This window comes from Rhodovulum sp. ES.010 (genome assembly GCF_900142935.1).
GTDB lineage: Bacteria > Pseudomonadota > Alphaproteobacteria > Rhodobacterales > Rhodobacteraceae > Rhodovulum.
The window spans coordinates 1,993,658-2,018,677 of sequence record NZ_FSRS01000001.1 but is presented as its reverse complement, the minus strand read 5'-3'; the positions used below and the strand labels follow the sequence as shown (position 1 = coordinate 2,018,677).

26 protein-coding genes and 1 tRNA gene are annotated in these 25,020 nt (G+C 68.7%); 14 read left to right on the top strand and 13 right to left on the bottom strand.

The window, feature by feature from the left end; genetic code table 11:
• Positions 1-23 precede the first annotated feature (23 nt).
• The 12 genes from BUR28_RS09830 to ureG all read left to right on the top strand — a co-directional run bounded on the left by BUR28_RS09830 (position 24) and on the right by ureG (position 8,160).
• Entirely contained in the window at positions 24-899 is an 876-nt protein-coding gene (locus BUR28_RS09830) for a nitrilase-related carbon-nitrogen hydrolase (RefSeq protein ID WP_074219953.1), read from the top strand.
• Positions 900-1,085: 186 nt separating this feature from the next.
• Entirely contained in the window at positions 1,086-1,901 is an 816-nt protein-coding gene (locus tag BUR28_RS09825) for an urease accessory protein UreD (RefSeq protein ID WP_074219952.1), read from the top strand.
• A gap of 1 nt (position 1,902) precedes the next feature.
• The gene (locus tag BUR28_RS09820; protein ID WP_074219951.1) at positions 1,903-2,205 is read left to right on the top strand and encodes an urease subunit gamma; all 303 of its coding nucleotides are present in this window, start codon (positions 1,903-1,905) and stop codon (positions 2,203-2,205) included.
• 4 nt (positions 2,206-2,209) lie between these two features.
• On the top strand, positions 2,210-2,497 hold the full coding sequence (locus tag BUR28_RS09815; RefSeq protein WP_074219950.1) for a hypothetical protein: 288 nt from the start codon (positions 2,210-2,212) through the stop codon (positions 2,495-2,497).
• 49 nt (positions 2,498-2,546) lie between these two features.
• Positions 2,547-3,122, top strand: coding sequence for a HupE/UreJ family protein (locus tag BUR28_RS09810; RefSeq protein ID WP_074219949.1), 576 nt, complete (start codon positions 2,547-2,549; stop codon positions 3,120-3,122).
• 9 nt (positions 3,123-3,131) lie between these two features.
• Complete coding sequence (locus BUR28_RS09805; protein WP_074219948.1) at positions 3,132-3,437, top strand: urease subunit beta; 306 nt, start codon at positions 3,132-3,134, stop codon at positions 3,435-3,437.
• A 28-nt stretch (positions 3,438-3,465) separates the two neighbouring features.
• Positions 3,466-4,104: a hypothetical protein gene (locus BUR28_RS09800; RefSeq protein ID WP_074219947.1), complete on the top strand. Its 639-nt coding sequence runs from the start codon at positions 3,466-3,468 to the stop codon at positions 4,102-4,104.
• A 186-nt stretch (positions 4,105-4,290) separates the two neighbouring features.
• Positions 4,291-6,000, top strand: a complete 1,710-nt coding sequence (ureC, locus tag BUR28_RS09795) for an urease subunit alpha (protein WP_074219946.1) — start codon at positions 4,291-4,293, stop codon at positions 5,998-6,000.
• A gap of 146 nt (positions 6,001-6,146) precedes the next feature.
• The gene (locus BUR28_RS09790) at positions 6,147-6,371 is read left to right on the top strand and encodes a DUF1127 domain-containing protein (RefSeq protein WP_254813726.1); all 225 of its coding nucleotides are present in this window, start codon (positions 6,147-6,149) and stop codon (positions 6,369-6,371) included.
• 25 nt (positions 6,372-6,396) lie between these two features.
• Positions 6,397-6,903 carry an urease accessory protein UreE gene (gene ureE, locus BUR28_RS09785; RefSeq protein WP_074219945.1) on the top strand — a complete coding sequence of 169 codons (507 nt, stop codon included), beginning with the start codon at positions 6,397-6,399 and terminating at the stop codon, positions 6,901-6,903.
• Positions 6,857-7,540 (top strand): urease accessory protein UreF, encoded by a 684-nt coding sequence (locus BUR28_RS09780; protein WP_254813725.1) that lies wholly within the window; start codon positions 6,857-6,859, stop codon positions 7,538-7,540. Before ureE ends, BUR28_RS09780 begins: the two co-directional genes overlap by 47 nt.
• On the top strand, positions 7,537-8,160 hold the full coding sequence (gene ureG / locus BUR28_RS09775) for an urease accessory protein UreG (protein WP_074219944.1): 624 nt from the start codon (positions 7,537-7,539) through the stop codon (positions 8,158-8,160). The genes BUR28_RS09780 and ureG overlap by 4 nt, the downstream gene beginning before the upstream one ends.
• 3 nt (positions 8,161-8,163) lie before the next feature.
• Here ureG and BUR28_RS09770 read toward each other — a convergent pair whose 3' ends face one another.
• The 13 genes from BUR28_RS09770 to BUR28_RS09710 all read right to left on the bottom strand — a co-directional run bounded on the left by BUR28_RS09770 (position 8,164) and on the right by BUR28_RS09710 (position 23,402).
• Positions 8,164-8,997 (bottom strand): XdhC family protein, encoded by an 834-nt coding sequence (locus BUR28_RS09770; protein ID WP_074221593.1) that lies wholly within the window; start codon positions 8,995-8,997, stop codon positions 8,164-8,166.
• 5 nt (positions 8,998-9,002) lie between these two features.
• Positions 9,003-10,187, bottom strand: coding sequence for a vWA domain-containing protein (locus BUR28_RS09765; RefSeq protein WP_074219943.1), 1,185 nt, complete (start codon positions 10,185-10,187; stop codon positions 9,003-9,005).
• Positions 10,184-11,059 carry an AAA family ATPase gene (locus BUR28_RS09760; protein WP_074219942.1) on the bottom strand — a complete coding sequence of 292 codons (876 nt, stop codon included), beginning with the start codon at positions 11,057-11,059 and terminating at the stop codon, positions 10,184-10,186. The genes BUR28_RS09765 and BUR28_RS09760 overlap by 4 nt, the downstream gene beginning before the upstream one ends.
• Positions 11,056-11,529, bottom strand: coding sequence for a RidA family protein (locus BUR28_RS09755; protein WP_074219941.1), 474 nt, complete (start codon positions 11,527-11,529; stop codon positions 11,056-11,058). Before BUR28_RS09755 ends, BUR28_RS09760 begins: the two co-directional genes overlap by 4 nt.
• 52 nt (positions 11,530-11,581) lie before the next feature.
• Positions 11,582-13,999, bottom strand: a complete 2,418-nt coding sequence (locus BUR28_RS09750) for an aerobic carbon-monoxide dehydrogenase large subunit (RefSeq protein ID WP_074219940.1) — start codon at positions 13,997-13,999, stop codon at positions 11,582-11,584.
• On the bottom strand, positions 13,996-14,487 hold the full coding sequence (locus BUR28_RS09745; RefSeq protein ID WP_074219939.1) for a (2Fe-2S)-binding protein: 492 nt from the start codon (positions 14,485-14,487) through the stop codon (positions 13,996-13,998). Before BUR28_RS09745 ends, BUR28_RS09750 begins: the two co-directional genes overlap by 4 nt.
• An 11-nt stretch (positions 14,488-14,498) precedes the next feature.
• Entirely contained in the window at positions 14,499-15,350 is an 852-nt protein-coding gene (locus BUR28_RS09740; RefSeq protein ID WP_074219938.1) for an FAD binding domain-containing protein, read from the bottom strand.
• Between the two features lie 154 nt (positions 15,351-15,504).
• Complete coding sequence (locus BUR28_RS09735; protein ID WP_074219937.1) at positions 15,505-16,608, bottom strand: MHYT domain-containing protein; 1,104 nt, start codon at positions 16,606-16,608, stop codon at positions 15,505-15,507.
• A gap of 83 nt (positions 16,609-16,691) precedes the next feature.
• The gene (locus BUR28_RS09730; RefSeq protein ID WP_074219936.1) at positions 16,692-19,796 is read right to left on the bottom strand and encodes an efflux RND transporter permease subunit; all 3,105 of its coding nucleotides are present in this window, start codon (positions 19,794-19,796) and stop codon (positions 16,692-16,694) included.
• A 12-nt stretch (positions 19,797-19,808) separates the two neighbouring features.
• Positions 19,809-20,945, bottom strand: coding sequence for an efflux RND transporter periplasmic adaptor subunit (locus BUR28_RS09725; RefSeq protein ID WP_254813724.1), 1,137 nt, complete (start codon positions 20,943-20,945; stop codon positions 19,809-19,811).
• A 311-nt stretch (positions 20,946-21,256) separates the two neighbouring features.
• A complete protein-coding gene (locus tag BUR28_RS09720) occupies positions 21,257-22,738 on the bottom strand; it encodes a PAS domain-containing protein (protein WP_083626581.1) in 1,482 nt (493 codons plus the stop codon).
• A gap of 167 nt (positions 22,739-22,905) precedes the next feature.
• A tRNA-Ala gene (locus tag BUR28_RS09715) sits at positions 22,906-22,981 on the bottom strand.
• 85 nt (positions 22,982-23,066) lie between these two features.
• Positions 23,067-23,402: a TIGR02300 family protein gene (locus BUR28_RS09710; protein ID WP_074219933.1), complete on the bottom strand. Its 336-nt coding sequence runs from the start codon at positions 23,400-23,402 to the stop codon at positions 23,067-23,069.
• A gap of 112 nt (positions 23,403-23,514) precedes the next feature.
• Here BUR28_RS09710 and BUR28_RS09705 point away from each other — a divergent pair, with 112 nt between their 5' ends.
• Together BUR28_RS09705 and BUR28_RS09700 are read left to right on the top strand one after the other, a co-directional pair.
• A complete protein-coding gene (locus tag BUR28_RS09705; protein ID WP_074219932.1) occupies positions 23,515-24,207 on the top strand; it encodes a M48 family metallopeptidase in 693 nt (230 codons plus the stop codon).
• 31 nt (positions 24,208-24,238) lie between these two features.
• Positions 24,239-24,889, top strand: coding sequence for a GntR family transcriptional regulator (locus BUR28_RS09700; RefSeq protein ID WP_074219931.1), 651 nt, complete (start codon positions 24,239-24,241; stop codon positions 24,887-24,889).
• The last annotated feature ends 131 nt before the right edge of the window (positions 24,890-25,020 follow it).

The window sequence follows — 25,020 nt, the reverse complement described above, 5'->3', positions numbered from 1 at the left end:
GCGCTTTTCGACGGACGAGATTGATGGCCCGCTTCCTGACCCTTGGCGCGGCCCAGTTCGCCTCGGCGACGGGCGACATTGCCGCCAATCTCGATCGCCACCGCGCAGCGATCGCCGAGGCCCGAGGCCGCGGCGTCGATGTGCTGGTCTTTCCCGAGCTCTCTCTGGTCGGTCATTACGGTGCGGAGGACCTGCTCGACGTGGTGATGCGCCGTGACGACGCGCGGCTGCGCGCGCTCAGCCGCGAGGCCGGCAAGATGGAGATCGTGGTGGGCTTCGTCGAGGAGGGACCGGGAGCGCAGTTCTACAATACCGCGGCGGTGCTGAAGGCAGGGCGGCTGCGCTACCTGCATCGCAAGATCAACCTGCCCTCCTACGGCCGGCTGATCGAGACGAAATACTATGCCCATGGCCGGTTCGTCGACACGCACCGCCTGGACGACGACTGGGTGATGGGGCTATTGATCTGCGCCGATCTCTACAATCCCGCACTTGCGCATCTGTCCTTCCTGCATGGGGCGACCTTCCTCTGCGCGCCGATCTCCTCGGGGCGCGAGGCGGTGGGGGACGGATTCGACAACCCGCTGTCCTGGGCGACCACGATCCAGTTCTACGCGATGATGTACGGGGCGCCGGTGATCATGGTGAACCGGGTCGGGCGTGAGGGCGACCTAAATTTCTGGGGCGGCTCGCGCATCCTCGACGCGCGCGGCCAGGTGCTGGCCCAGGCCGGCGGCGACGAAGAGATCGTGACCGCCCGGCTCGACTATGGCGACAGCCGCCGGGCGCGGGCGATGCTGCCCACGGTGCGCGACAGCAACCTCGCGCTGGTGCAGCGCGAGACGAACCGGCTGATCGACCGGCTGGGGGTACCTGACGTGGTGCGCGAGGATCCGTGAGGCCGCTGCATGACTTGCATGAGTCTTCATCAATCAGCCTCCTGGATGCCCGGAAAGCGGGCGTCGCGGCCTGCCCTGCGTTTTCGCAGCGCTCGAATCCTGTGCAGGCGGGGCGCCGCTGCGGGAGAAGAATGCGACCGACACGAGGCCGGGGGGCTGGCGATCACTTGCGAGGCGAGACATGGCATGGCGCTGACACCGGCGGTCCAGCCGCGGGCGGTGGGGCATGTGGCAGTGGCCGTCAAGCGCGCCGGGCCGGTCACCGGGCTGGCTCGGCTGCGCCAGAGCGGGGCGTTCAAGGCGCTGTTCCCGCGGGTCCGAGGCGGCGCGCTCGACGCGGTGCTGGTCAACACCGCGGGGGGCATAACCGGGGGCGACCGGTTCTCTGTCGAGATCGACGCCGGGACGGGGGCGCATCTGCGCGTCACCACCCAGGCGGCGGAACGGGCCTACCGTGCGCAGCCGGGCGAGCGGGGCCGCATGCGCACCGTGCTGCGTGTGGCACCCGACGCGCGGATCGACTGGCTGCCGCAGGAGACGATCCTGTACGAGCGGTCCGACTTCGACCGTGTCCTTGCGGCCGATCTTGCCCCTGGCGGTCGGCTGCTCCTGGTCGAACCGCTGGTCTTCGGGCGGGCGGCGATGGGCGAGGCGCTGCGCGATGTCGTCTTCCGCGACCGGATCGAGATCCGCCGCGACGGTGTGCCGCTCTATCTGGACGCGATGCGGCTGGAGGGCGATGCGGTTGCCCATCTCGCCCGGCCCGCGGTGGCCGGCGCAGCGGGCGCGATGGCAAGCCTCGTGTTCGTCGCGCCGGAGGCGGAATCGCATCTTGCTGCGCTGCGGGCGCTTATGCCGCCCACGGGCGGCGCGAGTCTCGTACGCGAAGATGTTCTGGTGCTGCGCGTGCTCGCCGCCGACAGCTTTGCCCTCCGCCGGGTTCTGGTCCCGGCGCTGCACCGCCTTACCGAGGCTGCCCTTCCCAGATCATGGATGACATAGGATGCAACTGACCCCCCGCGAGAAAGACAAGCTGCTGATTGCCATGGCCGCCGAGGTCGCCCGCCGCCGCCTTGCACGGGGCGTCAAGCTCAACCACCCCGAGGCTGTGGCGCTCATCACCGATGCCGTCGTCGAGGGCGCCCGCGACGGCCGCTCGGTCGCCGACATGATGGAGGCCGGCGCCCACGTGATCACCCGCGAGCAATGCATGGAGGGCGTGCCCGAGATGACCCACGAGGTGCAGGTGGAAGCGACCTTCCCCGACGGCACCAAGCTTGTCACCGTCCACAACCCGATCCGCTGAGCGCATGGTCCTCGTCGTCTTCATCTTACTGTCAATTCTCATCGGCTGGGTCGTGCCGCAGGTGCTGGTGCCGCGCCTGCCGGGACGCGTCGCGGTCTTGGTCGCGTCACTGGTGGCGCTTCTTCTCGGGGCAGGGGCGGTCTGGGTCGGGGCCCAGGTGTTCGATGGCCTGGGGGTCGAAGCGGCGGACTCGGCCTTCTCGCGCGGGTTCAACGCCTGGAAGATCATGCTGCTCGTGGCGCCCGCATCGGCCCTCCAGGCCCGGCGGCAACTCGAAAAGGAGCAGCGGTGATGGCCGGCCACAGTCGGCCAGTGTCTCGATTCAAAAAGGAGTTTCCACGATGAAACGTCTTGCCTTCGTGCTTCCGGCATCTCTCACGGCCGCCGGCCCGGCATTCGCCCATCTCGATCCCGTTGCGCACGGGTCGTTCGCCGCGGGTTTCAGTCACCCGGTCTTCGGGGCGGATCACGTGCTGGCCATGTTGGCCGTGGGGCTCTGGGCCGTGACACTTGGCGGGCGTGCCCTCTGGGCGTTGCCGGCGGCCTTCGTCGGCGCGATGGCGGCCGGTTTCGCCCTCGCTCTGGTCGGGCTGCCGCTGCCTGCGGTCGAACCGATGATCGTGGCCTCTGTCCTCGTGCTGGGCGTGCTGGTCGCCCTTGCCGTCTGTCTGCCCGTCGGCATGGGCGCGGCCGTCGTCGGGATGCTCGCATTGTTCCATGGCCACGCGCACGCGGCCGAAATGGGCGGGGCGTCGGCGATGGCCTATCTTGGCGGCTTCGTGCTGGCGACCGCGCTGTTGCATGGGGCCGGCGTCCTGGCCGGCTGGGCCCTGGCCCGCTTCGGCGGTGCCGCGACCGGGCGTGCCGCGGGCGGCGTGGTCGCCGCCGCCGGTTCGGCCCTGCTGCTGGCCGGGTGAGGGCGCGCGATGATCCCCGGAGAGCTTTTCCCCGCCGCCGGCGCGTTGACCTTGAACGAGGGGCGCGAGGCGATCACCTTGATGGTGGCGAATACCGGCGACCGGCCGGTGCAGGTCGGCAGCCACTATCATTTCGCCGAAACGAACCCGGCGCTCGAGTTCGACCGCGCCGAGGCCCGTGGGCGACGTCTCGACATCGCTGCGGGCACCGCGGTCCGTTTCGAGCCCGGTCAACGCCGCGAGGTGCGACTGATCCCCATGGCGGGGGCCCGCCGCGTCTTCGGCTTCAACCAACAGGTGATGGGCGATCTCTGATGCGTCCGCGCCGAGAGGAGACCACGCGATGACTTCCACCCCGCCGCCGCTCTATTCCCCCGCCTCGCCTTTCTGGATGGTGTCCTACATGATGGAACAGCAGATGCGGATGGCGCAGCTTTGCTTCGAGACGATGATGCGCGCCAATCCCTGGGTGGTGATGATCCGCACCGGCAGCGTCGACCCGCTGACGGCGGATGCCGCCCTGGGCGCAGGCGACGCGCCGGACGACATCAACCTCGAGGGGGGCGTGACCGCGGCGAAAACGACGCCGGCGAAACCCGCCCCCGTCGTCGCCCGTGCCGTGCCCAAGCAAGACGATGGCCACGTTGCCGCGCCCGCAGCGAAGCCCGCGCCCGCGGCCAAGGCGGAACCTGCCTCCAGGCCGAAGACCGCCACCCGCCGCAATGCGTCGTCCGGGGCCAAGGGCGCCACCGCAAAGCGCAGCACCGCGACGGGCCGCGCCAAGACGGCCGCGCCGAAACCGCGGGCCGCCAAGCCGAGCGCCGGGCCAGCCGCCACATCGAAATCGCCAGCCGCCGGGACATCCGCCGCTCCCGCGGCGCCGCGTGAGACGGAGGGTGCCAAGACCTCCAAGAGGCGTGCCCGGCGCCAACCCGCCTCGCCGCCGATCATGCCCGAGGACAAGGGCGGACCCGACGCATGAGCGTTGTGCGTTGCATACCGCGGCTTTGGGTCGCCAGTGTCGGCCCGAAGCCCGTCGCGCGCCTCAATGCACTGCCCTGCATCGGATTGCCCGGCATGGGTTCGAACCGCCATGCCGCCGCGTGCGTGCCAGGTCCCCTCGCCTAGGCGCGCTTGCGCGCCGGACATGTCCCGAAGGAGACGCCATATGCCCGCCACGATATCCCGCTCCGACTATGCCGCGATGTTCGGCCCGACCGCTGGCGACCGGCTGCGGCTGGCCGATACCGACCTGATCGTCGAGGTGGAACGCGACCTCACCACCTATGGCGAGGAGGTCAAGTTCGGTGGCGGCAAGGTGATCCGCGACGGGATGGGCCAGAGCCAGGTCACGCGGGCTGGTGGCGCGGTGGATACCGTCATCACCAACGCGCTGATCGTGGACCACACCGGTATCTACAAGGCCGACGTAGGTCTCAAGGACGGCCGTATCGCGAAGATCGGCAAGGCCGGGAACCCAGACACGCAGCCGGGCGTGGATATCATCGTCGGCCCCGGGACCGAGGCCATCGCGGGCGAGGGCAAGATCCTGACCGCCGGCGGGTTCGACAGCCATATCCACTTCATCTGTCCGCAGCAGATCGAGGATGCACTGCATTCGGGCCTGACGACGATGCTGGGCGGCGGGACCGGCCCCGCAACGGGCACGATGGCGACCACCTGCACGCCCGGCCCTTGGCACATAGGCCGAATGCTGCAGGCCGCCGACGCCTTCGCGATGAACCTCGCCTTTGCCGGCAAGGGTAACGCGTCGCTGCCCGAGGCGCTGGTGGAACAGGTGAAAGGCGGGGCCTGCGCGCTGAAGCTGCATGAGGATTGGGGCACGACGCCCGCCGCCATCGATTGCTGCCTGTCGGTCGCAAACGACATGGACGTGCAGGTAATGATCCATACCGACACGCTGAACGAAAGCGGGTTCGTCGAACAGACCATCGCGGCGATGAAGGGCCGCACGATCCATGCCTTCCACACCGAGGGGGCGGGTGGCGGGCACGCCCCCGACATCATCAAGGTCTGCGGCGAGGAGTACGTGCTGCCGTCCTCGACCAACCCGACGCGGCCTTTCACGGTCAACACGCTGGAAGAGCATCTCGACATGCTGATGGTCTGCCACCACCTCGACAAGTCGATCCCCGAGGACGTGGCCTTCGCCGAAAGCCGTATCCGGCGCGAGACCATCGCGGCCGAGGACATCCTGCACGACATGGGCGCCTTTTCGATCATCGCGTCGGACAGCCAAGCGATGGGCCGGGTGGGCGAGGTCATCATCCGCACCTGGCAGACCGCCGACAAGATGAAGAAGCAGCGGGGCCGGTTGGCCGAAGAGACGGGGGAGAACGACAACTATCGCGTCCGCCGCTACGTCGCGAAATACACGATCAACCCGGCCGTCGCCCATGGGATCGCGCGCGAGATCGGGTCGATCGAGGAAGGCAAGCGCGCCGATCTTGTGCTGTGGGACCCCGCCTTCTTCGGCGTGAAGCCGAACATGGTGCTGATCGGAGGCACTATCGTCTGCGCGCAGATGGGCGACCCCAACGCCTCGATCCCGACGCCGCAGCCGGTGTATACCCGGCCGATGTGGGGGGGCTTCGGTCGGTCGGTCGAAAACTCGGCGGTGATCTTCGTCTCTGAGGCGGCGCAATCGGCCGGCATCCGCGACACGCTCGGCCTCGCCAAGCGGACGCTCGCGGTCAGCAATACCCGCGGCATCGGCAAGAAGGACCTTGTCCTGAACGACGCCACGCCCGAGATCGAGGTGCACCCCGAGACCTACGAGGTACGCGCCGATGGCGAACTCTTGACCTGCGAGCCGGCCGAAGTGCTGCCGATGGCGCAGCGCTACTTCATGTTCTGAGGGACGAATGGGACAGTTGCACAAATCTGCTGCATTGCAGCAAAAATCGGCCCTCCAGGCCGATCCGCCGTTGGGCCGCGGGGGGCATAAGCTCTATCTTAAGAGGCAAGGGAGGAAACTTCTTGTGAACCACGAGGAGGTTTCCGATGGGAACGCCATACATGACGGTCAAGACCGTGCCCGGCGGCATGGGCGAGCGGCTGGACCTGTTCTTCGCGGGGCTCGGGATGGGGTTCAACGCCTATTCCCTGCGGCGGTCCCGGATGCGCGAGATCCAGACCCTGAACGCCTGCTCCGACGCGCAACTCGCCCGGATGGGGCTTACGCGCGACGACATTCCGGGCTACGTTTTCCGCGACCTCTTCGCGTGAGCGCGGCCCCGAAAAGAGGGCGGACATGAGCACCCTGCCCGTCGCGCGCAGCCTTCTTGCCGGCGGAAGCGGTGCGGTGGACACCGTGACGCTGGGCTACGATGCGCGTTTCCTGCGCCGAAAGCGGCTTGTCACCGACGGCGGGCTCGCATTCGTGCTCGACCTGCCCAAGACCACCTCGCTGAACGCGGGCGACCTGATCTGCCTGGAGGATGGCCGCGCCATCGCCGTGCGCGCGGCGGCCGAGCCGTTGTTGTGTGTAACCGGCGATCACCTTCCGCGGATCGCCTGGCATATCGGCAACCGCCACACGCCCTGCCAGATCGAGCCCGGGCGCCTGTTGATCCAGCGCGACCACGTGATCCGCGACATGCTGGAGAAGATCGGCGCGACCGTGACGGAGGTGGAGGAGCCCTTCACCCCCGAGGGCGGAGCCTACGGGCACGGGCGGACGCATTCGCATTCCCACGGCCACGATCACGCGCATGGTGATGGCCACGCGCATGACCACCACCACGATCATGGTCACTGACGGGCAGATCCTGAAGCTGGCCCAGTGGCTGTCGCCGGCCTATCCGGTGGGGGCCTTCGCCTACAGCCACGGGCTGGAGGCCGCGGTGGCGGCTGGCCACGTGGCGGATGCCGCGACGCTGCAGGCCTGGCTGGAGAACATCCTCCGCAACGGCGCGGGGCATTCGGACGCGATCTTCCTTGCCGCCGCCCACGGCGCGCCGGACGCCGCGGCCCTGGCGGAGATCGACGCGTTTGCCCGCGCCTTCCAGCCCTCGGCCGAGCGGCTCCTGGAGAGCACCGCCCAGGGCGCGGCCTTCGCTAAGGTGACGGGTGATGTCTGGGCGGACGATCTGCCTGTGCTGACATATCCGGTGGCGCTGGGCCGCGCGGCCCGGCTCCACGACTTGCCGCTCCTGCTGACCGCGCGAATGTATCTGCACGCCTTCGTCTCGAACCTCGTCTCGGCCGGCATCCGTCTCATCCCCGTTGGCCAGACCGACGGGCAGCTTGTGCTGACCGCGCTGACGCCCGTTTGCGAGGACGTGGCGCAGCGGGCGACGACCGAAACGCTCGACGATCTTGCCAGCACGGCCTTCCTTGCCGATATCACGTCGATGAAACACGAAACCCAGGACACGAGGTTGTTCCGCACATGAGTTCCCCGAACGGCCCCCTTCGCGTCGGCATCGGCGGCCCGGTGGGCGCGGGCAAGACCACGCTCACCGCCGCGCTGGCCCGCACGCTCGGCCCGCGCTTCTCGCTCGCGGTCGTCACCAACGACATCTACACACAGGAAGACGCCGAGGCGTTGATGCGGATGCAGGTGCTGCCCGCCGAGCGCATCAAGGGCGTGGAAACCGGCGGCTGCCCGCATACCGCGATCCGCGAGGATGCCTCGATCAACCTCGCCGCCGTCGCGGACCTGACCGAGCGTTTCCCCGATCTCGACCTCGTGCTGATCGAGTCGGGCGGCGACAACCTCTCGGCCACGTTCAGCCCGGAACTGGCCGACATCACGCTGTACGTGATCGACGTGGCGGCGGGCGAGGAAATTCCCCGCAAGGGCGGCCCCGCAATCACGAAATCGGACCTTTTGATCATAAACAAGACCGACCTCGCCCCCCATGTCGGCGCCGACCTGTCGGTGATGGAGCGCGACGCGAAGCGGATGCGCGGCGCGGGCGAGACTATCTTTGCCGCGCTGCGCCACGGGCAAGGCGTTGACGAGATCGCCGAGACGCTGTGCCTGCTGGGCGGGCTGACCGAGACGGCCTGAGGCTCAGCCGCTTGCGGAGGGGGCCGGGTCATCACGCTGGCCTGCGCGGCGGCGGGCGACCATCTCGGCCAGGATCGACAGGGCGATTTCCTCGGGCGTGATCGCCCCGAGGTCGAGGCCCGCGGGCGCGTGCAGGCGCGCGAAGGCCTCGGCGGGCAGGGTCGCCGACAGCTTTTCGCGCAGCGCGGCGGTCTTGGCGCGGCTGCCGACGAAGGCGACATAGGCCGACGGGACCGCAAGCGCGGCCCGGAGCGCCGCCTCGTCGCCCTTGCCCTGGGTCGCGACCACGACGAAGCGCTGGCCGGCGGGCTCCACGTCCAGCGCATAGCCCTCGATCCGCCGGTCGGGTGCGGCAAAGGCGGCCTGTTCATCCGCCGGCGCGCAGGCGGTGACCGAGAAGCCGAGCCGCGGGGCAAGCTCGGCCAGCGCCAGCGCCACCGGCGAGGTGCCGCAGATCACGCAGTCGGGCGCGGGCAGGACGGCCTCGATGAAGATGTCCATCGTGCCCTGGCTGGGGCACATGTTGCGGGCGAAGCGGATGCCGTCCCTTGTGTCGCCGGGGGCCAGCCCGCCCGTCGCCAGCGCCTCTTCGGGCTGGACCGAGATCAGCCGCGGCGCGCCGTCTTGCAGCGTTTCGCGGGCGGCCTTCAGCACCGCGCCGCGCGCACAGCCGCCGCCGATCCAGCCGGCCCGGACGGTGCCGTCGGGCAGGATCACCGCCCTGGCCCCGGCCTTTGCCGCGGTCGCCCGCACGGTGCGCACCACGGTCGCGACGGCGAAGGGGCGGCCCGCGCGTTTCAGGGCGGCGATGTCGTCGAGGATGTCGTCCCGTCTCATGGCGTTCATAGGCGTGACAGCTCCGGTTCCAGGGCGGCGAGCGCATCCAGCGTGTTCGCCGCCGCGAAATGGTCGAGATGGGGCAGGGCGCCGGCCATTCCGCGCGCGACGGGCTCGTAATCGCGCCAGCCCTTCAGCGGGTTCAGCCAGACGATGCGGCAGCTGCGTTTCCTGAGCTGGGCGAGTTCCCGGCCGATCAGCTCGGGCGGGTCGGTGTCGTAGCCGTCCGACAGGAGCAGGACCACCGAGCGCCCGTTGACGCGGCTTTTGGCATAGCCGCGGTTGAAGCTGGCGAGCGCGCCGCCGATCTTCGTGCCGCCGCCGAAGCCCTGGGCCATCAGGCCCAGGCGGTTGACGGCGCGAATCGGGTCGGGATCGCGCAGCGCGTCGGTGATCCGCACGAGGCGCGTGTGGAACAGGTAGGCGTCGGCGCGCAGGTCCGCGCCGATCAGCCCCTTGAGGAAGGACAGGAACACCCGGGCATAGACCGTCATCGAGCCCGACACGTCGCACAGCGCCACGATATTGGCGGGGCGGTGCGGCCGGAGTCGGCGGTAAAGGCGCAGGGGCTCGCCCCCGGTGGCGACGGAGTCGCGCGCGATGCGGCGCAGGTCCAGCCGTTCGCCCCGCCGGTCTGCTTTCAGTCGCCGTGAACGGCGGTCGCGGATGGCTGTCGCGATGCGTCGGGCGGTGCCCTCGGCGGCGGCGATGTCCTGCGGGGTGACCAGTTCGCGCAGGTCGGTGCGCTTGAGCCGGGCGATGCGGCTGCCCACCAGCCGACCTTCGCCGGACTGCTCCGCCGCGCCGTCGCCGCCCTCGGGGGTGTCGGCATGGCCCCGTCCCATCGCCGACAGCGCCTCGGTCACGAAGGGCGAATGGCGGCGCTCGGGGCGGTCCGGCGTCCCATTGGGCTGCGCCGCGCGCTGCCGTTCCCGCCCGCGGTTCAGCCAGTAGGCGGCGAAGAGGTCATCGAAGAGTTGTGCTTCGTCGCGCGTGCCCGCGCAGACCGCCTTGAGCGCCAGGCGCATCTCGCCGGGGTCGGTCGGGTTCACCGCCGCCGCCGCGGCCAGCACGGTTGCGGTCTCGTTCACCCCCAATGCCAACCCGTTCACCCGCAGATGCGCCATGAAATCGGCCATCCGGTCGGCTGGCCCGGCTGCGCGGGCGGGAAATCGCGTGACGCCGCTCATGCCGCCTTCCCGGCCAGCCGCTGGGCCACCTCGGTCGGCACCCGGGCGCGGTCCCCCCGCGTCTTGAGCAGCGTGACGAGCGCGGCCTGCAACGCGGCGGGGTCGTCGGTCAGGTCGGCCACGCCCAGCCCCGCGACGGCCGCGGCGAAGTCGAGCGTCTCGGCCACGCCCGGGGTCTTGTCCAGCTCTTCCCGCCTGAGCGCCTGCACGAAGCCCACGATCTGGCCGGCCAGGCGCGGCTCCAGCCCCGGATGGCGTTTGTCGAGGATCGCGAGTTCGGTTGCCCGTTCGGGGTAGTCGACATGGGTATAGATGCAGCGCCGCCTCAGCGCATCCGACAGATCGCGCGTGCCGTTGGAGGTCAGGATCACGTGCGGCCGGGCGGTGGCTTGGATGGTGCCAAGCTCGGGGATCGAGATCGTGAAGTCGGAGAGGATTTCCAGCAGGTAGGCCTCGAATTCCTCATCGGCCCGGTCGATCTCGTCGATCAGCAGGACGGGGGGCGTGGGTTGGCGGATCGCCTGCAAAAGGGGGCGGTCCAGAAGGTACTCCTCGGAGAAGATGCGCGCCTCCAGCCCCGATCCGGCCTCGCCGCTCTCGCCGGCGGCGCGGATCGCAAGCAGTTGCCGCTGGTAGTTCCATTCGTAGATCGCGTGGCTGGCATCCAGACCCTCGTAGCATTGCAGGCGGATCAGCCGCGCGTCCTTCAGCGCCGCCAGCACCTTGGCAATCTCGGTCTTGCCCACGCCCGCCGCGCCCTCCAGCAGCAGCGGCCGTTCCAGCTTCAGGGCGAGGTAGAGCGCCATCGAGAGGTCGTCGCCGGCGACATAGCCGTGATCGGAGAGATCGCGTTGCAACTCGGTCCATGTCATGCCGCGATCTCCAGTTCGGCTTCGATCTCGACGGCGAAGTTGAAGGGCAGGGCCGCCATCCCGACGGCGGAGCGCGCATGGCGCCCGACCTCGTCGCCGAACAGCTCGAGGACGAGTTCGGAAAAGCCGTTGATGACATGCGGGCTGTGTTCGAAGCCCGGGCCCGTGTTGACCATGCCGAACACGCGGTGCCACGCGGTGATCCGGTCCAGATCGCCCAGTGCGCGGGTCAGGCTGGCCAGCATCGACAGCGCCGCCTTGCGCGCCAGCGCCTTGCCCTGGTCCGCGGTCAGGTCTGCGCCGACCCGTCCGAAGGGTCCGGCCAGCGACCCGTCCGGCTCTTGCGGGCCATGGCCCGAGACCAGAACCCGCGTGCCGCGGAGATTCACCCAGGGGAAGGGCTGCGAGACCGGCACCTCGGCCGGCAGCACCAGCCCGAGCGCCTCGATGCGGTTGGCGATGCGTCCCATCTCCTCCTCCCGACTGGCGCCTGCCGCGAAGGGACGCGGCAGGCGCCGGAGGTCAGCCATGCAGGCCCAGGTCGTGGGCCGTCTTCCAGATGCGCCAGTGGTCGTGCGGCATGTGCGTCTGGGTCAGGCCGAAGGCGCGGAAGGCGTCGTGGACGGCGTTGGAGAAGGCCGGCACGCCGCCGACATTGGGGCTTTCGCCCACGCCCTTGGCGCCGATCGGGTGATGCGGGCTGGGGGTTTCGGTGAAATCGGTGGTGTAGTTAGGCGTCTCCCACGTCGTCGGCAGGAAGAAATCCATCAGTGTGCCGGTCATCACGTTGCCCATCGCGTCATAGGCGATTTCCTGGCCCATCGCGATGGCCAGCGCCTCGGTCAGACCGCCATGGACCTGGCCTTCGATGATCATCGGGTTGATCCGGGTGCCGCAATCATCGAGCGCATAGAACTGGCGAATTTCATGCTCGCCGGTGTCCACGTCGATTTCCATCACGCAGATATAGGCGCCGAAGGGGTAGGTCATGTTGGGCGGGTCGTAATAACTCACCGCCTCGAGCCCCGGCTCGACCCCCGGGATCGCCTGGTTGTAGGAGGCATAGGCGATCTCGGCGATGGTCTTGAACCGCTCCGGCGCGCCCTTGACGACGAACCGGTCGATATCCCATTCAAGATCGTCGTCATGCACCTCCAGCAGGTAGGCCGCGATCATCTGCGCCTTGGCGCGGATCTTGCGGCCCGCCATCGCGGTGGCCGCCCCGGCCACGGGCGTCGAGCGCGAACCATAGGTGCCGAGGCCGTAGGGCGCGGTGTCGGTGTCGCCCTCCTCGACGGTGATCTTGTCGGCCGGGATGCCGGTCTCGCTTGCGAGGATCTGCGCGAAGGTCGTGGCATGCCCCTGGCCCTGGCTGATCGTGCCCAGCCGGGCGATGGCCGACCCGGTGGGATGGATGCGGATCTCGCAGGAATCGAACATGCCCATGCCGAGGATGTCGCAGTTCTTGACCGGACCCGCGCCGACGATCTCGGTGAAATGCGTCAGCCCGATGCCCAGCAGTTTCCGCGTCTCGCCGCGCTTGAACGCCTTGACCCGCTCGGCCTGCTCTTTCCGCAGCCCCTCGTAGTCGACGGCCTTCAGCGCCTTGTCCCAGGCGGTGTGATAGTCGCCGGAGTCGTATTCCCAGCCGAGCGCCGAGGTATAGGGAAACTGGTCGGCGCGGATGAAGTTCTTCGCCCGCAATTCGGCCGCGTCCATCCCCAGCTTGATCGCGAGGATCTCGATCATCCGCTCTATGAAATAGGCCGCTTCCGTCACCCGGAACGAACAGCGATAGGCGACGCCCCCGGGCGCCTTGTTCGTGTATACGCCGTCCACTGCGCAATAGGCGACTGGGATATCGTAGCTGCCGGTGCAGATGTGGAAGAAGCCGGCGGGGAATTTCGTGGGGTCCGCGCAGGCATCGAACGCGCCGTGATCGGCGGTGACATGGGCGTGCAGCCCGGTGATGCGCCCGTCCTTCGTGGCGCCGATCCGGCCGCGCATGTGATAGTCGCGGGCGAAGGCCGTGGACATCAGGTTCTCCATCCGGTCCTCGACCCATTTCACCGGCTTGCCTGTGACGATGGAGGCGACGATGGAACAGACATAGCCGGGATAGACGCCCACCTTGTTGCCGAAGCCCCCGCCGATATCGGGGCTGACCACGCGGATGTTGTGCTCGTCGATGCCCGACAGCAGCGAGGCCACCGTGCGCACCACATGCGGCGCCTGGAAGGTGCCGTAGAGCGTCAGCTTGCCGTTCACCTTGTCCATGGAGGCCACACAACCACAGGTCTCCAGCGGGCAGGGATGCGTGCGGTGATAATAGATGGTTTCCTCGGCGATCACTTCCGACCCGTCGATCGCCGCGGTCGCGCCCTGAGTGTCGCCCTCTTCCCAGGTGAAGATGTGGTTGTGATGGCGGCGGGGGCCGTGGGCACCCTCGGTCACGCCCTCAAGATCCTCGCGCAGCACCGGTGCGTCGGGGGCCTCGGCCTTGAACGGGTCGACGACCACGGGCAGATCCTCGTAATCGACCTCGACCAGCTCGACCGCGTCGGCGGCGATGTAGCGGTCGGTCGCCACGACGAACGCGACCTCCTGGCCCTGGAACAGCACCTTGCCGTCGGCCAGCACCATCTGCTTGTCGCCCGCGAGCGTCGGCATCCAGTGCAGGCCCAGCGGTTCCAGGTCCTTCGCGGTCAGCACCGCGACCACGCCGGGCAGGGCGAGGGCGGCCGAGGCGTCGATGGATTTCACGCGGGCATGGGCATAGGGCGAGCGGACGAAATCGCCGTGCAGCATGCCGGGCAGCTTGATGTCGTCGACATAGTTGCCCTTGCCTTGGGTGAAGCGCGCATCTTCCACGCGTTTCCGTTTGCAGCCGAGGCCCTGAAGCCCGGCCTTGCGCTCTTCGCTGTCGGGAAGGTCCTTCATTCCGCGGCCTCCTTGACGGTGTTCATTTCGTGCGCGGCGGCCAGCACCGCCTTGACGATGTTCTGATAGCCGGTGCAGCGGCAGAGGTTCCCGGCCATGCCGAAGCGCACCTCCTCCTCGGTGGGGGAGGGGTTTTCCTGCAAGAGCCGCCAGGCCCGCGTGATCATCCCCGGCGTGCAGAAGCCGCATTGCAGCCCGTGATGCTCGCGGAACATCTCCTGCAGCGCGTGCAGCCCGTCAGGCGTGCCGATCCCCTCGATCGTGGTGATCTGGGCCCCCTGCGCCTGGGCGGCCAGAACCGTGCAGGCCTTGACCGAGCGGCCGTCCATGTCGACCGTGCAGGCCCCGCAATGGCTGGTCTCGCAGCCGATATGCGGGCCGGTGATCCCCAGCCGCTCGCGCAGCACGTGGATCAGCAGCTCGCGCGGTTCGGCCAGCGTTTCCACCGCCTCGCCGTTCACCGTCAGCGTCAGGTGCATCCTGGACATTCTTTCCTCCCTCAGGCCCGGTCCCAGGCGCGCGCGATGGCGCGGGCCAGGATCACGCCGGCGACGTGGCGCTTGAACTCGACGGGGCCGCGGTTGTCCTCCACCGGGTCGATGTCGCCCTGCATGGCGGCAACCGCGGCCTGCACCGCGTCCTCCCCGCAGGCGGTCCCGATCAGGGCCTCGCCCGCCGCGGTGCTGTGAACGGGCACGTCGGCCACATTGGTCATCGCGACCGAGGCCGACACGACCCGCCCATCCTCTGCGCCGATCAGCACGGCCGCGGCGGCGGTCGCGTAATCGCCGATCTTGCGCTTCTGCTTTTCGTAGGCGTGCCCCCTGGGCGGGGCGGCAAAGCTGACCGCGGTCAGCAGCTCCTCCTCCTCGCGCGCGGTGACATAGGGCGCCTCGTAGAAGTCGCGCGCCGCCACCTCGCGCGTGCCGTCGGGGCCGACGAGCGTGAAGCGCGCATCAAGGCACATCATCAGCGCGGGCAGGTCGTTGCCCGGGTCGCCATTGGCGACGTTGCCGCCCACGGTGCCCAGGTTGCGCACCTGCGGGTCGGCGATCTGGCGCGCGGCCTCCAGGAGGATCGGCGCGGCGTCGGCCAGGCCAGTGTGGATCAGCATTTCGGATTGCGTCGTCATCGCGCCGATGCGGATGGTTTCTCCGACCTCGATGCCCTTCAGGTCCGCGATGCCCTGCAGGTCGATCAGGTGTTCCGGCGCGGCCATCCGAAGCTTCATCATCGGGATCAGGCTGTGGCCGCCCGCCACGACCCGGCCCTCGTCGCCATGCTCTCGCATCAGGTCGACGGCCGCGGCGACGGAGTCCGGCCGGTGATATTCGAACTGCGCTGGGATCATCCGCGCTCCTCCCTTGTCTGGCGCGCCCCCGCTCGTACATCGGCGGGTAGTCACGCCGCCAAAGGGTAGGGATCGCCGCGTTGGCTGCGACAGGGTGCTGCACCGCCGGCCCGATCCTTCTCACGAGTTGCGAAATGGCTTCACGAGTTGCGCCTCAGAGGCCGAGCCGCTCCCTGAGCGCGGGCACGCGCGCGCGACTGACCGGCACGCGGTCGAGATCGGCGAGCCCCTCGAAGCGGCACAGACCGCTGTCCTTGCGCCGTTCGAAGGCCGCCACGCGCCCGGTATTCACCAGGTAGCTGCGGTGGACGCGGAAGAAGCCCGAGGCGCAGAGCCGCCGCTCCGCCTCGCTGATCGACCAGGGGCAGAAGACGCGACCCTCGTCGGTATAGGCGATGGTGTAATGCCCCTCGGCCCGGATCGCCGAGACCGCGCCCGGGGGCAAAAAGTAGGTGACCCCTTCGCGTTCGTAGGGCAGGCGGGGGCCGGCTGTGGCCGGCTCGTTCGGGGGCGCGGGCGGCGGTTCTGCCGGCGCTTCGGCGGGGAACGGGCTTGCCGAGAGGAAGGACGCCCCGGACATCAGGAAGGCGCCCGAGATCACGAAGGCGGTCACAAGCACCAGCAGCGCCAGATGCGCGTTGTCGATGGCCGGTCCGGCCAGCACGTCGCCGGCGGTGCGCGCGAACCCCGTCCAGTACATCGCGGTGAAATGGACGATGGCGACCGAGAGCCCGAAGATCGCCGTTGCCGCGAGGATGTTCGCAGACGTGCGCCGGCCATAGGCCACGCGGATCGCGAGCCCGCCCAACAGCACGGCCAGCCCGCCCGCGACGGCGACGCCCGCCAGCCCGTAGACCGGCCGACAGCCCTCGATGGCCGAAAGGCCGGTATAGTGCATGATCACGATGCCGAGCCCGAGCACCGCCCCGGAAAGCGCCATCCGGGGCCCGGTGCGTCGGCCGAAATGCATCAGGATCAGCGCAAGCCCCGCCAGCAGGATCGCGATCAGTACCGAGGCGACGGTGGGCAGCGCCTCGTAATAGACGGCGACCTCGAACCGCATCGCCAGCATGGCGACGAAATGCATCGTCCAGATGCCGCCGCCCAGCGCGATCGCGGCCATCGCGATCCGCAGGTGGCGCACGCCTTCCGAGACCGCGGACAGCCCCCGCGTGAGGGCGAGGCCCGTGAAGGCCGCCATCATCGAGATGACCACCGAGGCCGCGATCAGCCTGTAATCGTAGACGTAGACCAGCATGGATGCGCGAACCGCTCCTCCCTTCGCGGTCCCTTGCGCCACTATCCCGCCGGCGGCGCGCGGCTGTCAACCGGCACCGCGCCTCAGCCGGCCAGCGCCTCCTCCAGCTCGCGGGCGAGGCGCGTTGTCTCTTCGGCTCGCGGCTTGGAGAAGCGCGCGAGCAGCAGGTAGGCGACCGGCGTCAGGTAGAGCGTCGAGAGCGTGGCAAGCCCCAGCCCGCCGACGATGACCCATCCCAGCGCCTCGCGCGCCTCGGCCCCCGCGCCCGAGGACAGGATCAGGGGCACCCCGCCCAGAACGGTCGAGGTCATGGTCATCATCACTGGCCGGAGGCGGATGGTGGCCGCGTCCTCGATGGCGCGGCGCAGCTCGACTCCGCCGTCGCGCAACTGGTTCGCGAATTCCACGATCAGGATGCCGTTCTTGGCCATGATCCCGATCAGCATCACCAGCCCGATCTGGGAATAGACGTTCAAGCTGAGCCCCGTGAACATAAGCGCGAAAACCGCGCAGGCCAGCCCCAGCGGAACGGTGGCCATCACGACAATGGCCGAGATGAAACTCTCGAACTGCGCCGCCAGCACCAGGAATACCACCGCGATTGCGAAGCCGAAGATGATCGCGAGGCCGGAATTGGTCTGGTCAAGCGTCGCGGCCTCGCCCAGCGGCACGATCCGGTTCTGTTCCCCAAGGATATCGCCCGCCAGCTCCTCGACTTCCGTCAGCGCATCGCCGAGGGCGAACGCAGGTGTCAGGCTCGCCGATATCTCGACCGAGCGGCTCTGGTCCTCGCGGTCGAGTTCCGGCGCGACGGCGCGTTCCTCCAGCCGCACGAAGGTCGACATCGGCACCATCTGGCCGTCGCCCGCCTTCACGAAGATGTTCTGCAGGTCGCCGGGGTCGTTCACCGGGTCGGAGGTCGACAGCATCTGGATGTCGAAGCTCTGGTCGCCGATGAAGACCGAGCCCACGGTCCGGCCGTTCAGCATTGCCCGGAGCGCCTCGCCCAGCCCGGAGATGTCGATGCCCAGGTCCGAGGCGCGGGTGCGGTCGATCTCGACGAAAAGCTGCGGCTGGGTCGTCTCGTATTCCAGTTCGACATCGCCGAAGCGGGTGTCCTCCTCCATTCGGGCCACCAGCGCTTCGGACAGTTCCGCCAGCCGGTCGTAGCTTTCACCGGTGATCGCGAAGCTCAGGCCGCGCCCCGCGCCGCGGATGCCCAGAGAATTGGGCTGGATCGCGAAGGCGCGCACCCCGACGATTTCCCTCAGCTTGCCGTTGATCTCTCCCACGATCTCGTCCTGGCTGCGCGCGCGGTCGTCCCAGTCGGCCAGCCGGAACACCATGAAGCCGCGATTGTCGGCGCCAAAGCCCGAGATGGCGAAGACGCTGGTGATTTCGCCGGTCTCGCGCAAGGGGGCCACCGCCGCCTCGATCTGGCGCATCTTGGATTGCGTGTAGTCGAGAGAGACGCCCTGCGGCGCAGTGACCCGCAAGAGCGCCACGGCGCGGTCCTCACGCGGGGTCAGCTCCTGCCGGATCTCGCCGGCGACCAGCACCGCCGTCACGGCAAAGAGCCCGGCAGCCAGGACGACGACCAAAGGCATCGCCAGCGCCCCATGCAACGTGCGCGCATAGACCGCCGCGAGCCCGTTGCCGACCCGCGCGATCGGACCCGGCGCTTGGTCCCCGGTTCGGTCCGAGAGAAGCCGGCTGGCCAGCACCGGGCAGAGCGTCAACGCCACGACCGAGGAGATCGCCACCGCCATGGCCAGGGTGAAGCCGAACTCTCGGAACAGCCCCCCGGCCTGGCCGGGCAGGAACGACAGGGGAATGAACACCGCTGCGAGCGTCGCGGTTGTCGTGACCACGGCGAAGAAGACCTGCTTGGTGCCCAGGACAGCCGCCGCGCGCGGCCCCATGCCCTCGGCGCGGCGGCGCACGATGTTTTCCAGCACCACGATGGCGTCGTCGACCACCAGGCCGGTGGCCAGAACCAGCGCCAGAAGCGTCAGGATATTGACCGAGAAGCCCACGATGTAGATCGCCGCCAGCGTGCCGATCAGCGCCACCGGCATGGTCAGGCCCGGGATCAGCGTGGCGCGCAGGTCGCGCAGGAACAGGAAGATCACCAGCACCACGATCCCGATGGCCAGCCCCAGGGTCTTGAGCACCTCGACGATGGCGCCATTGACGAACACCGCGTCGTCGGAGGTGACGAAGATGCTGATGTCGTCGGGCAGTGTCCGGTCCAATTCGGCCACCGTCGCGCGGACGTCGCGCGAGATGTCCAGCGTGTTGCTTCCCGCCTGGCGGATCACGCCGAGCCCGATCCCGGTCTGGTCGTTGGCGCGCAGGAGCGTCTCGTTCGGCGCGGGCCCGAGCGTGACCGTCGCGACATCGCGCAGGTCGACGTGCGGTGCGATCTGAAGATCCTCGAACGCCTCGGGCGTCTCAAGCATGGCGGTGGTGCGCACGTTGATAGACTGGCGCGTCCCCTCCAGGTCGCCAGCCGCGGCATTGAACCCCGCATCGCCCAGCGCCGCCCGGATATCGGCGAGCGTCAGCCCGCGGCTGGCCAGCCGGGCCTGGTCGATATCCACGCGGAAGATCGGCTCGCGGTCGCCATAGATGCGCAGGTCCGCCACGCCCTCGATCGAGATCAGGCGGTCCTCGACCCTGTCCTGCACGATCTGCGTGAGGTCCTGGGCGGTCCGCCGGGGCGAGGTGACGGCGACGCGCAGCACCGGCTGGGCATCGGCGTCGGCCTTGACGATCTCGGGGTCTTCGGCGCCTTCTGGTAATTGCCCCTCGATCCGTGCCACGGCATCACGGGTATCGGTGGCGGCCACGTCGATATCCACGCTTTCTGCGAATTCCAGCGTCACCCGGCTGCGCCCGAAGCGCGAGTTGGACGAGATCTGGCGCACGCCCGCAACGCGGCCCACCGCGCCCTCGATCCGGCCGGTTATCTCCTGGTCGATGGTTTCGGGCGAGGCGCCGGGAAACTCGGTCGTCACGGTCACCACCGGCCGGTCCACGTTCGGCAATTCGCGGATTTCCACGCCGAAGAGCGCGGCGAAGCCCGCCAGCACGATCAACGTGCTGACCACGAGCGCCAGGATCGGGCGGCGCACGAACATGGCGGGGCCGCCCTGCTGTGCCGCGCGTGTCGCTTCCTCCAGCATCGCGGGCCGGCCTCAGAGCGGCCGGGCCGCAGCGCCCTGCGGGGCGGCGGCCTGCGGTTCGACGATGCGCACGGCGGCGCCGGAGCGCAGCGATTGCACGCCCTCGGTAACGACCGGCTCCCCGGGGGTAAGTTCGGCCTCGACGAGCACGCTGTCGGCGTTGCGCTGGCGGATGGCGATGGGCACGCGCGTCGCCGTTTCGTCGCGCACGGTCCAGACGAAGGCCCCGTCGGACGACCACTGAACCGCGAGCGGGTCCACCGCGGGCAGCGTCTCGCCGGGGAAGCGCAGCACCACCTCGAAGGCCATGCCATCGCGCAAGAGGTCCTCGGCGTTGTCCAGCCGCCCCTGCACGCGCAGGGTGCGGCTGGCCCGGTCGACCACGTTGTCGAGGGCGTCCACCTTGCCCCTCAGCGCCGTGCCGGGCATCGCCAGCGGTCGGGCCTCGAGCGGCATGCCGCGCGCGATCTGCGCGACCACCCGTTCGGGGACCCGAAAATCGATCAGGATTTGCGACCGGTCGGTGAGCGTCAGAAGCGTCTCCTGCGCCGAGACGCTGTCGCCGACCGACAGATCGAGGATTCCGGCCCAGCCCGAAATGGGCGCATGCACCCTGCGCTGCGCGAGTTCGAATTCGGCGTCGCGGACGGCAAGCTCGGCGGTGCTCAGCGCCAGATCGGCCTCGCGCCGGCTGACCTCGGTCACCGCGCCGGTCGTCTCCAGACGTGCCAGGCGGTCGGCCTCGTCGCGGGCGTCCTCCAGCATCAGGCGCGCGCGTTCCAGCGCAATGCGCTCGGCCTCGTCCTCGAGCCGGACGACAAGCGCGCCCGTCTCGACATAGCCTCCATCGTCGACGCCGAGTTCGATCACCTGTCCCGTCGCCTTCGTACGCAGGTTGACCGTGCGCAGCGCCCTGCCATCGCCGATCGCGGCAACCCGGTCGCTGATCTTGCCTTCGGCGACCTTTTCCACGACCACCGCCATGGCGCCGCCCCGGCGGAACCGGCTGCCCTGTGTCTGCGACTCTGCTGTCCGTTCGAGTCCCAGAAGGTCAAGCAACCCGACCCGGTCGAGCACCGGAATCGCCGAGGGCACGTAAGCGATCCAGAGCGCGAGCGTGCCCGCGATCAGCAGCGTAGAAAGAATCAATTGCCGAAGCATGGCGGTCCGGTCCACGGCGCCGCGCGGTGCGGCGACCCCAAATGATATAGGTCGATCACCTTCAAGTCATCTTCTCGCCTTGTCACGGAGCCGCGAGCCTCGGGACGCGATAGAACGCCAACGGGTCGAAAGGCAAGGGTCGGCCCCCATTGGGCAAAGGGCGCGTTCGCCGCAAGACGCCGGGAAACCGCCGATCGAACAGCCCTGTGCCCGTTCCAGAGCCCCGTCTCCCTCGCCATCCTCATCGATGCGGAAGTTTCGCGGCTGGACCGCGTGACGCCGATCGACCGACGCGGGTATCAGGCCGTGAACGCCTGCGCGGTGTCGCAGATCTTCTCGGAAAGTGCGATCAGGGTTTCAAGGCGGGAGCGAATGTCGACATGGTAGCGGTCGAGATCCTCGATCGTGGCCGCCAGCCGGGCGCCGCTTGTGCCGTAGCGGGCGCATTCCACACGTCCCATGACCTTGATCGTATCGAGCCCGAGCACCACGCGGCGCAACTCACGGCCGGTTGCGGCGAGGCGATCCGCGACCTGCACCGCTTCTTCCATGTGGCCGTGCGCACGCGCGGTGCTTTCGCCTTCGAGCTTTTCGAGAAGGGCCATTTCTTCGTCCGCGTTCTCGGGGCAGTCGCTTGCCGTTTCCGTCCCGAACTGGCGGGCCAGTTCAGTCTGCACCTCGGCGCATCCCATCAGAAAGGCGCCCTCCGCGACCGCGCGGGACATTTGCGTGCAGAGGTTGCCCCTGGAGCCGGCGAAGGCATCGAGCCGGGCCAGGATTTCCTTCGAGGCGGCCCGGTAGTTTTCCGAGATCGCGGTGATCGGGCCGCCGGATTTCTCCATTTGCGCCGCCACGATGCGGATATTGTTCGGCAGAAGCTGAAGCGCGTTCAACGTCGCCAGGAGGTGCTCTTGCTCGTGCGCGGCGGCCTTCAGGCTTTGGCCGACGCCCAGGAGTTCATCGAGGCGCGCGGCCCGGTGGCCAGTCTTCGCGAGATCGCGCGCGGCGAGTTCCTGGCAGAGCGCCTGCGACATGAAGTCGAGATAGCCGGTAAAACCCGCCTTCTGCAGATGTTGGATCAGCATGCCGGCACTCTGGTCCGGGTCGAGGCGCCGTTCCGTTTCTTCCGCCCGGACGGCGGCGTAGATCGTCTTGACCGTCTCGAAGAGCGGGCTTGTCGGCTTGATCCGCACCGACAGGAACCCGCCGTCGATCGGTTGGGCCACGGCGAAGACCCAGTAGTACCCGCCGTCCTTGGACCGGTTCTTGACGTATGCGCCGGCGGCATAGCCATCGAGAAGCCGCTTCCAGAAGATCCGGAAGGCGGCTTTGGGCATGTCCGGGTGACGCACGATCTTGTGGGGCGCGCCGACGAGTTCGTCCCACGAATAGCCCGCGACGCGCCGGAAGACCGAGTTTCCCATCCGCAGGAGGCCGCGACGGTCCGTTCTGGAATAGAAGATCTCTTCTGGAGCGAAGTGAACCTCTTCGTCTTGCCGTTGCGCAGCCCAGGCGCTCCCGGGCTGGATTTCGGGCTGACCCATTTGACCTCCAAAACTGTATGGTGCCGTGCCACGGCTGCGGGACTTCCGGGTGCGCCCACGCCGCTCGCGGGCTTTCATGCGATACCAACGCCGCCTTTCCAAAAGATTGAGAGATTCCAAAGGAAGGATCTTGCCGAAGCTGCGGCACGCTTTGCGGCGGCAGTCTCTTGCCTTGGCGGGTGTGCGGGCCGCGGCGCGAACGGGCGTGGGGTGCGCAGGCCGTCGGGCCGCCGACATCGCGAGCGCCGTGACGCCGCGGGTAAAACAAGCTGGGTGCGGAGAGCGGTAGCAGCCGGCGCTGCGGGTATGGCCGGGCCTGGTCTCGACATACTACCCGCGACCGGCGGCGCGGAGATTGCCTTCAGATTTTCTTGCGAAAATCAGTGCGTATCGATGTGGAGGATTGGTGGAGCCAAGGGGAGTCGAACCCCTGACCTCTTGCATGCCATGCAAGCGCTCTCCCAACTGAGCTATGGCCCCGATACGGGAGCGGCCCCTCGGGGCCGCCCGCGTGTCTTATGGAAGCGGCGGGGCGAGATCAAGCGAAAAAAACGCCCCGCGCCCGTCAGTTTTCATCGTTGTCGTCCGAGGAGACGTCGGCGATGTCGTCGAGCGAGACGTTGTCGTCGTCGTCATCGTCGAGCACGTCGTCGTCCAGATTGACATCGGAGGAATCGTCGTCCTCGATCACCTCTTCGTTCGTGCCGAGATCGCGCTGGGGCGCCGACTTGGCCGGCCTGGCCTTTTCGGTCAGCATGGTGCGCCCCTTGCCCGCGGTCAGGCTCTCCAGAGAGAAGCTGTGCCCGCAGGAGGGGCAGGTCATCGGATCACGCTGCAGGTCATAGAAGCGCGTCGAGCAATTCGGACAAACGCGCTTTACGCCCCATTCTTCCTTCGGCATGGAGTTCCTCTCAGGAGTCACGTCTCTTGCGGTTGCAGCCACCTGCCACAAGTCCCCCAACGTGTCAAAGCCCTTTTGGATTGCTATTCTCCGGGCGAAACAAGAGGCAGACATGGGCATCACGCGGCTTCCAGGCGACCCCCCGCTCGACGTCACCCTGCGCCGGTCGGCGCGGGCGCGGCGTTACTCGCTGCGCATCTCGCAACTCGACGGGCGCGTGACCCTGACCTTGCCGCACCGCGCGCCGCTGGCCGAAGGGCTTGCCTTTCTGCGTGAGAAGGAAGGCTGGATACGGGGCCATCTCGACGCCCGGCCCGACGGGCAGACGGTCGAGCTGGGAGGCAGCGTCCCGTTTCGCGGGCGCCCTCTGCCGCTGGTCCCCGGCCGCGGCCGCGCCCCGTGCCTGGTCGACGGGGCGCTCGCGGTGCCCGGCCCGCCCGAGCGTGTGGCCGCACGGGTGCAGGGCTTTCTGAAGACTCAGGCCCGCGACGCCCTTTCTGCCGCCGTCGAGCGGCATGCCAGCACGCTTGGCCGGCCCTACGGTCGGATCACGCTGAGGGACACCCGCTCGCGGTGGGGATCGTGCTCGTGGCGCGGCGATCTGATGTTCTCCTGGCGGCTGATCATGGCGCCTGCGGAGGTTCTGGACTACGTGGCCGCGCACGAGGTGGCGCATCTGGCCGAGATGAATCACTCGGCCGCCTATTGGGCGGTGGTCCGTGGCCTGCTGCCGGACTACGAGGCGCCGCGGGCCTGGTTGCGGGCGAACGGCACGGCGCTGCATCGCGTGCGCTTCGGCGATTGACCTTGGCAAAATTCGTGATCACAGTCGGCCCATGCTCATTCAGACGCGCCCGGGGGAGGCGGGCACGGCCGCGCATGACCGGCTGTACCGGGCCCTCCGAACCCAGATCATGCATGGCGAACTGACCCCCGGCGCGGCGCTCACGCTGCGCGGGATCGGCCGGAAGTTCGGCGTGTCGATGACGCCTGCGCGCGAGGCGGTGCGCCGGCTGGTGGCCGAGGGGGCGCTGACGCTGTCTTCCTCGGGCCGGGTGGCGACGCCCGAGCTGTCGAACGAGCGCATCGAGGAACTGGCGGCGCTGCGTGCGCTCCTGGAACCCGAACTGGCCAGCCGGGCGCTGCCGCGGGCGCACATGGCGCTGATCGAGCGGATGCAGAAGATCAACGGCGAGATCGGCGAGGTGGTGGCGCGTGGCGACGCGGTCGGGTTCATCCGCACCAACCTGGAGTTCCACCGTGCCCTTTACCTCCGCGCGCAGGCGCCCGCGATGCTGGCCATGGCGGAAACCGTCTGGCTGCAGCTCGGGCCCACCATGCGCGCACTTTACGGGCGGCTGGGGCGGACCGAGCCGCCGCAGCATCACCGGATGATCCTGGCCGCGCTTCGGGCGGGGGACGAGCCGGCCCTGCGGCTAGCGGTACGCACCGACGTGACCCAGGGCCTTCGGATGCTGGCCGCCTGACGGGGCTTTCACAACTTCTTGTGGCGGGGCGCAATCTCCCGTTGTGCGCCCCATGTTCCGCTCAGGCCGGGCGCTCGTCCTTTCCCCCCACGGGTCGCCCGGCCCGGAGTGTCGGAAACGGCACGACCGGG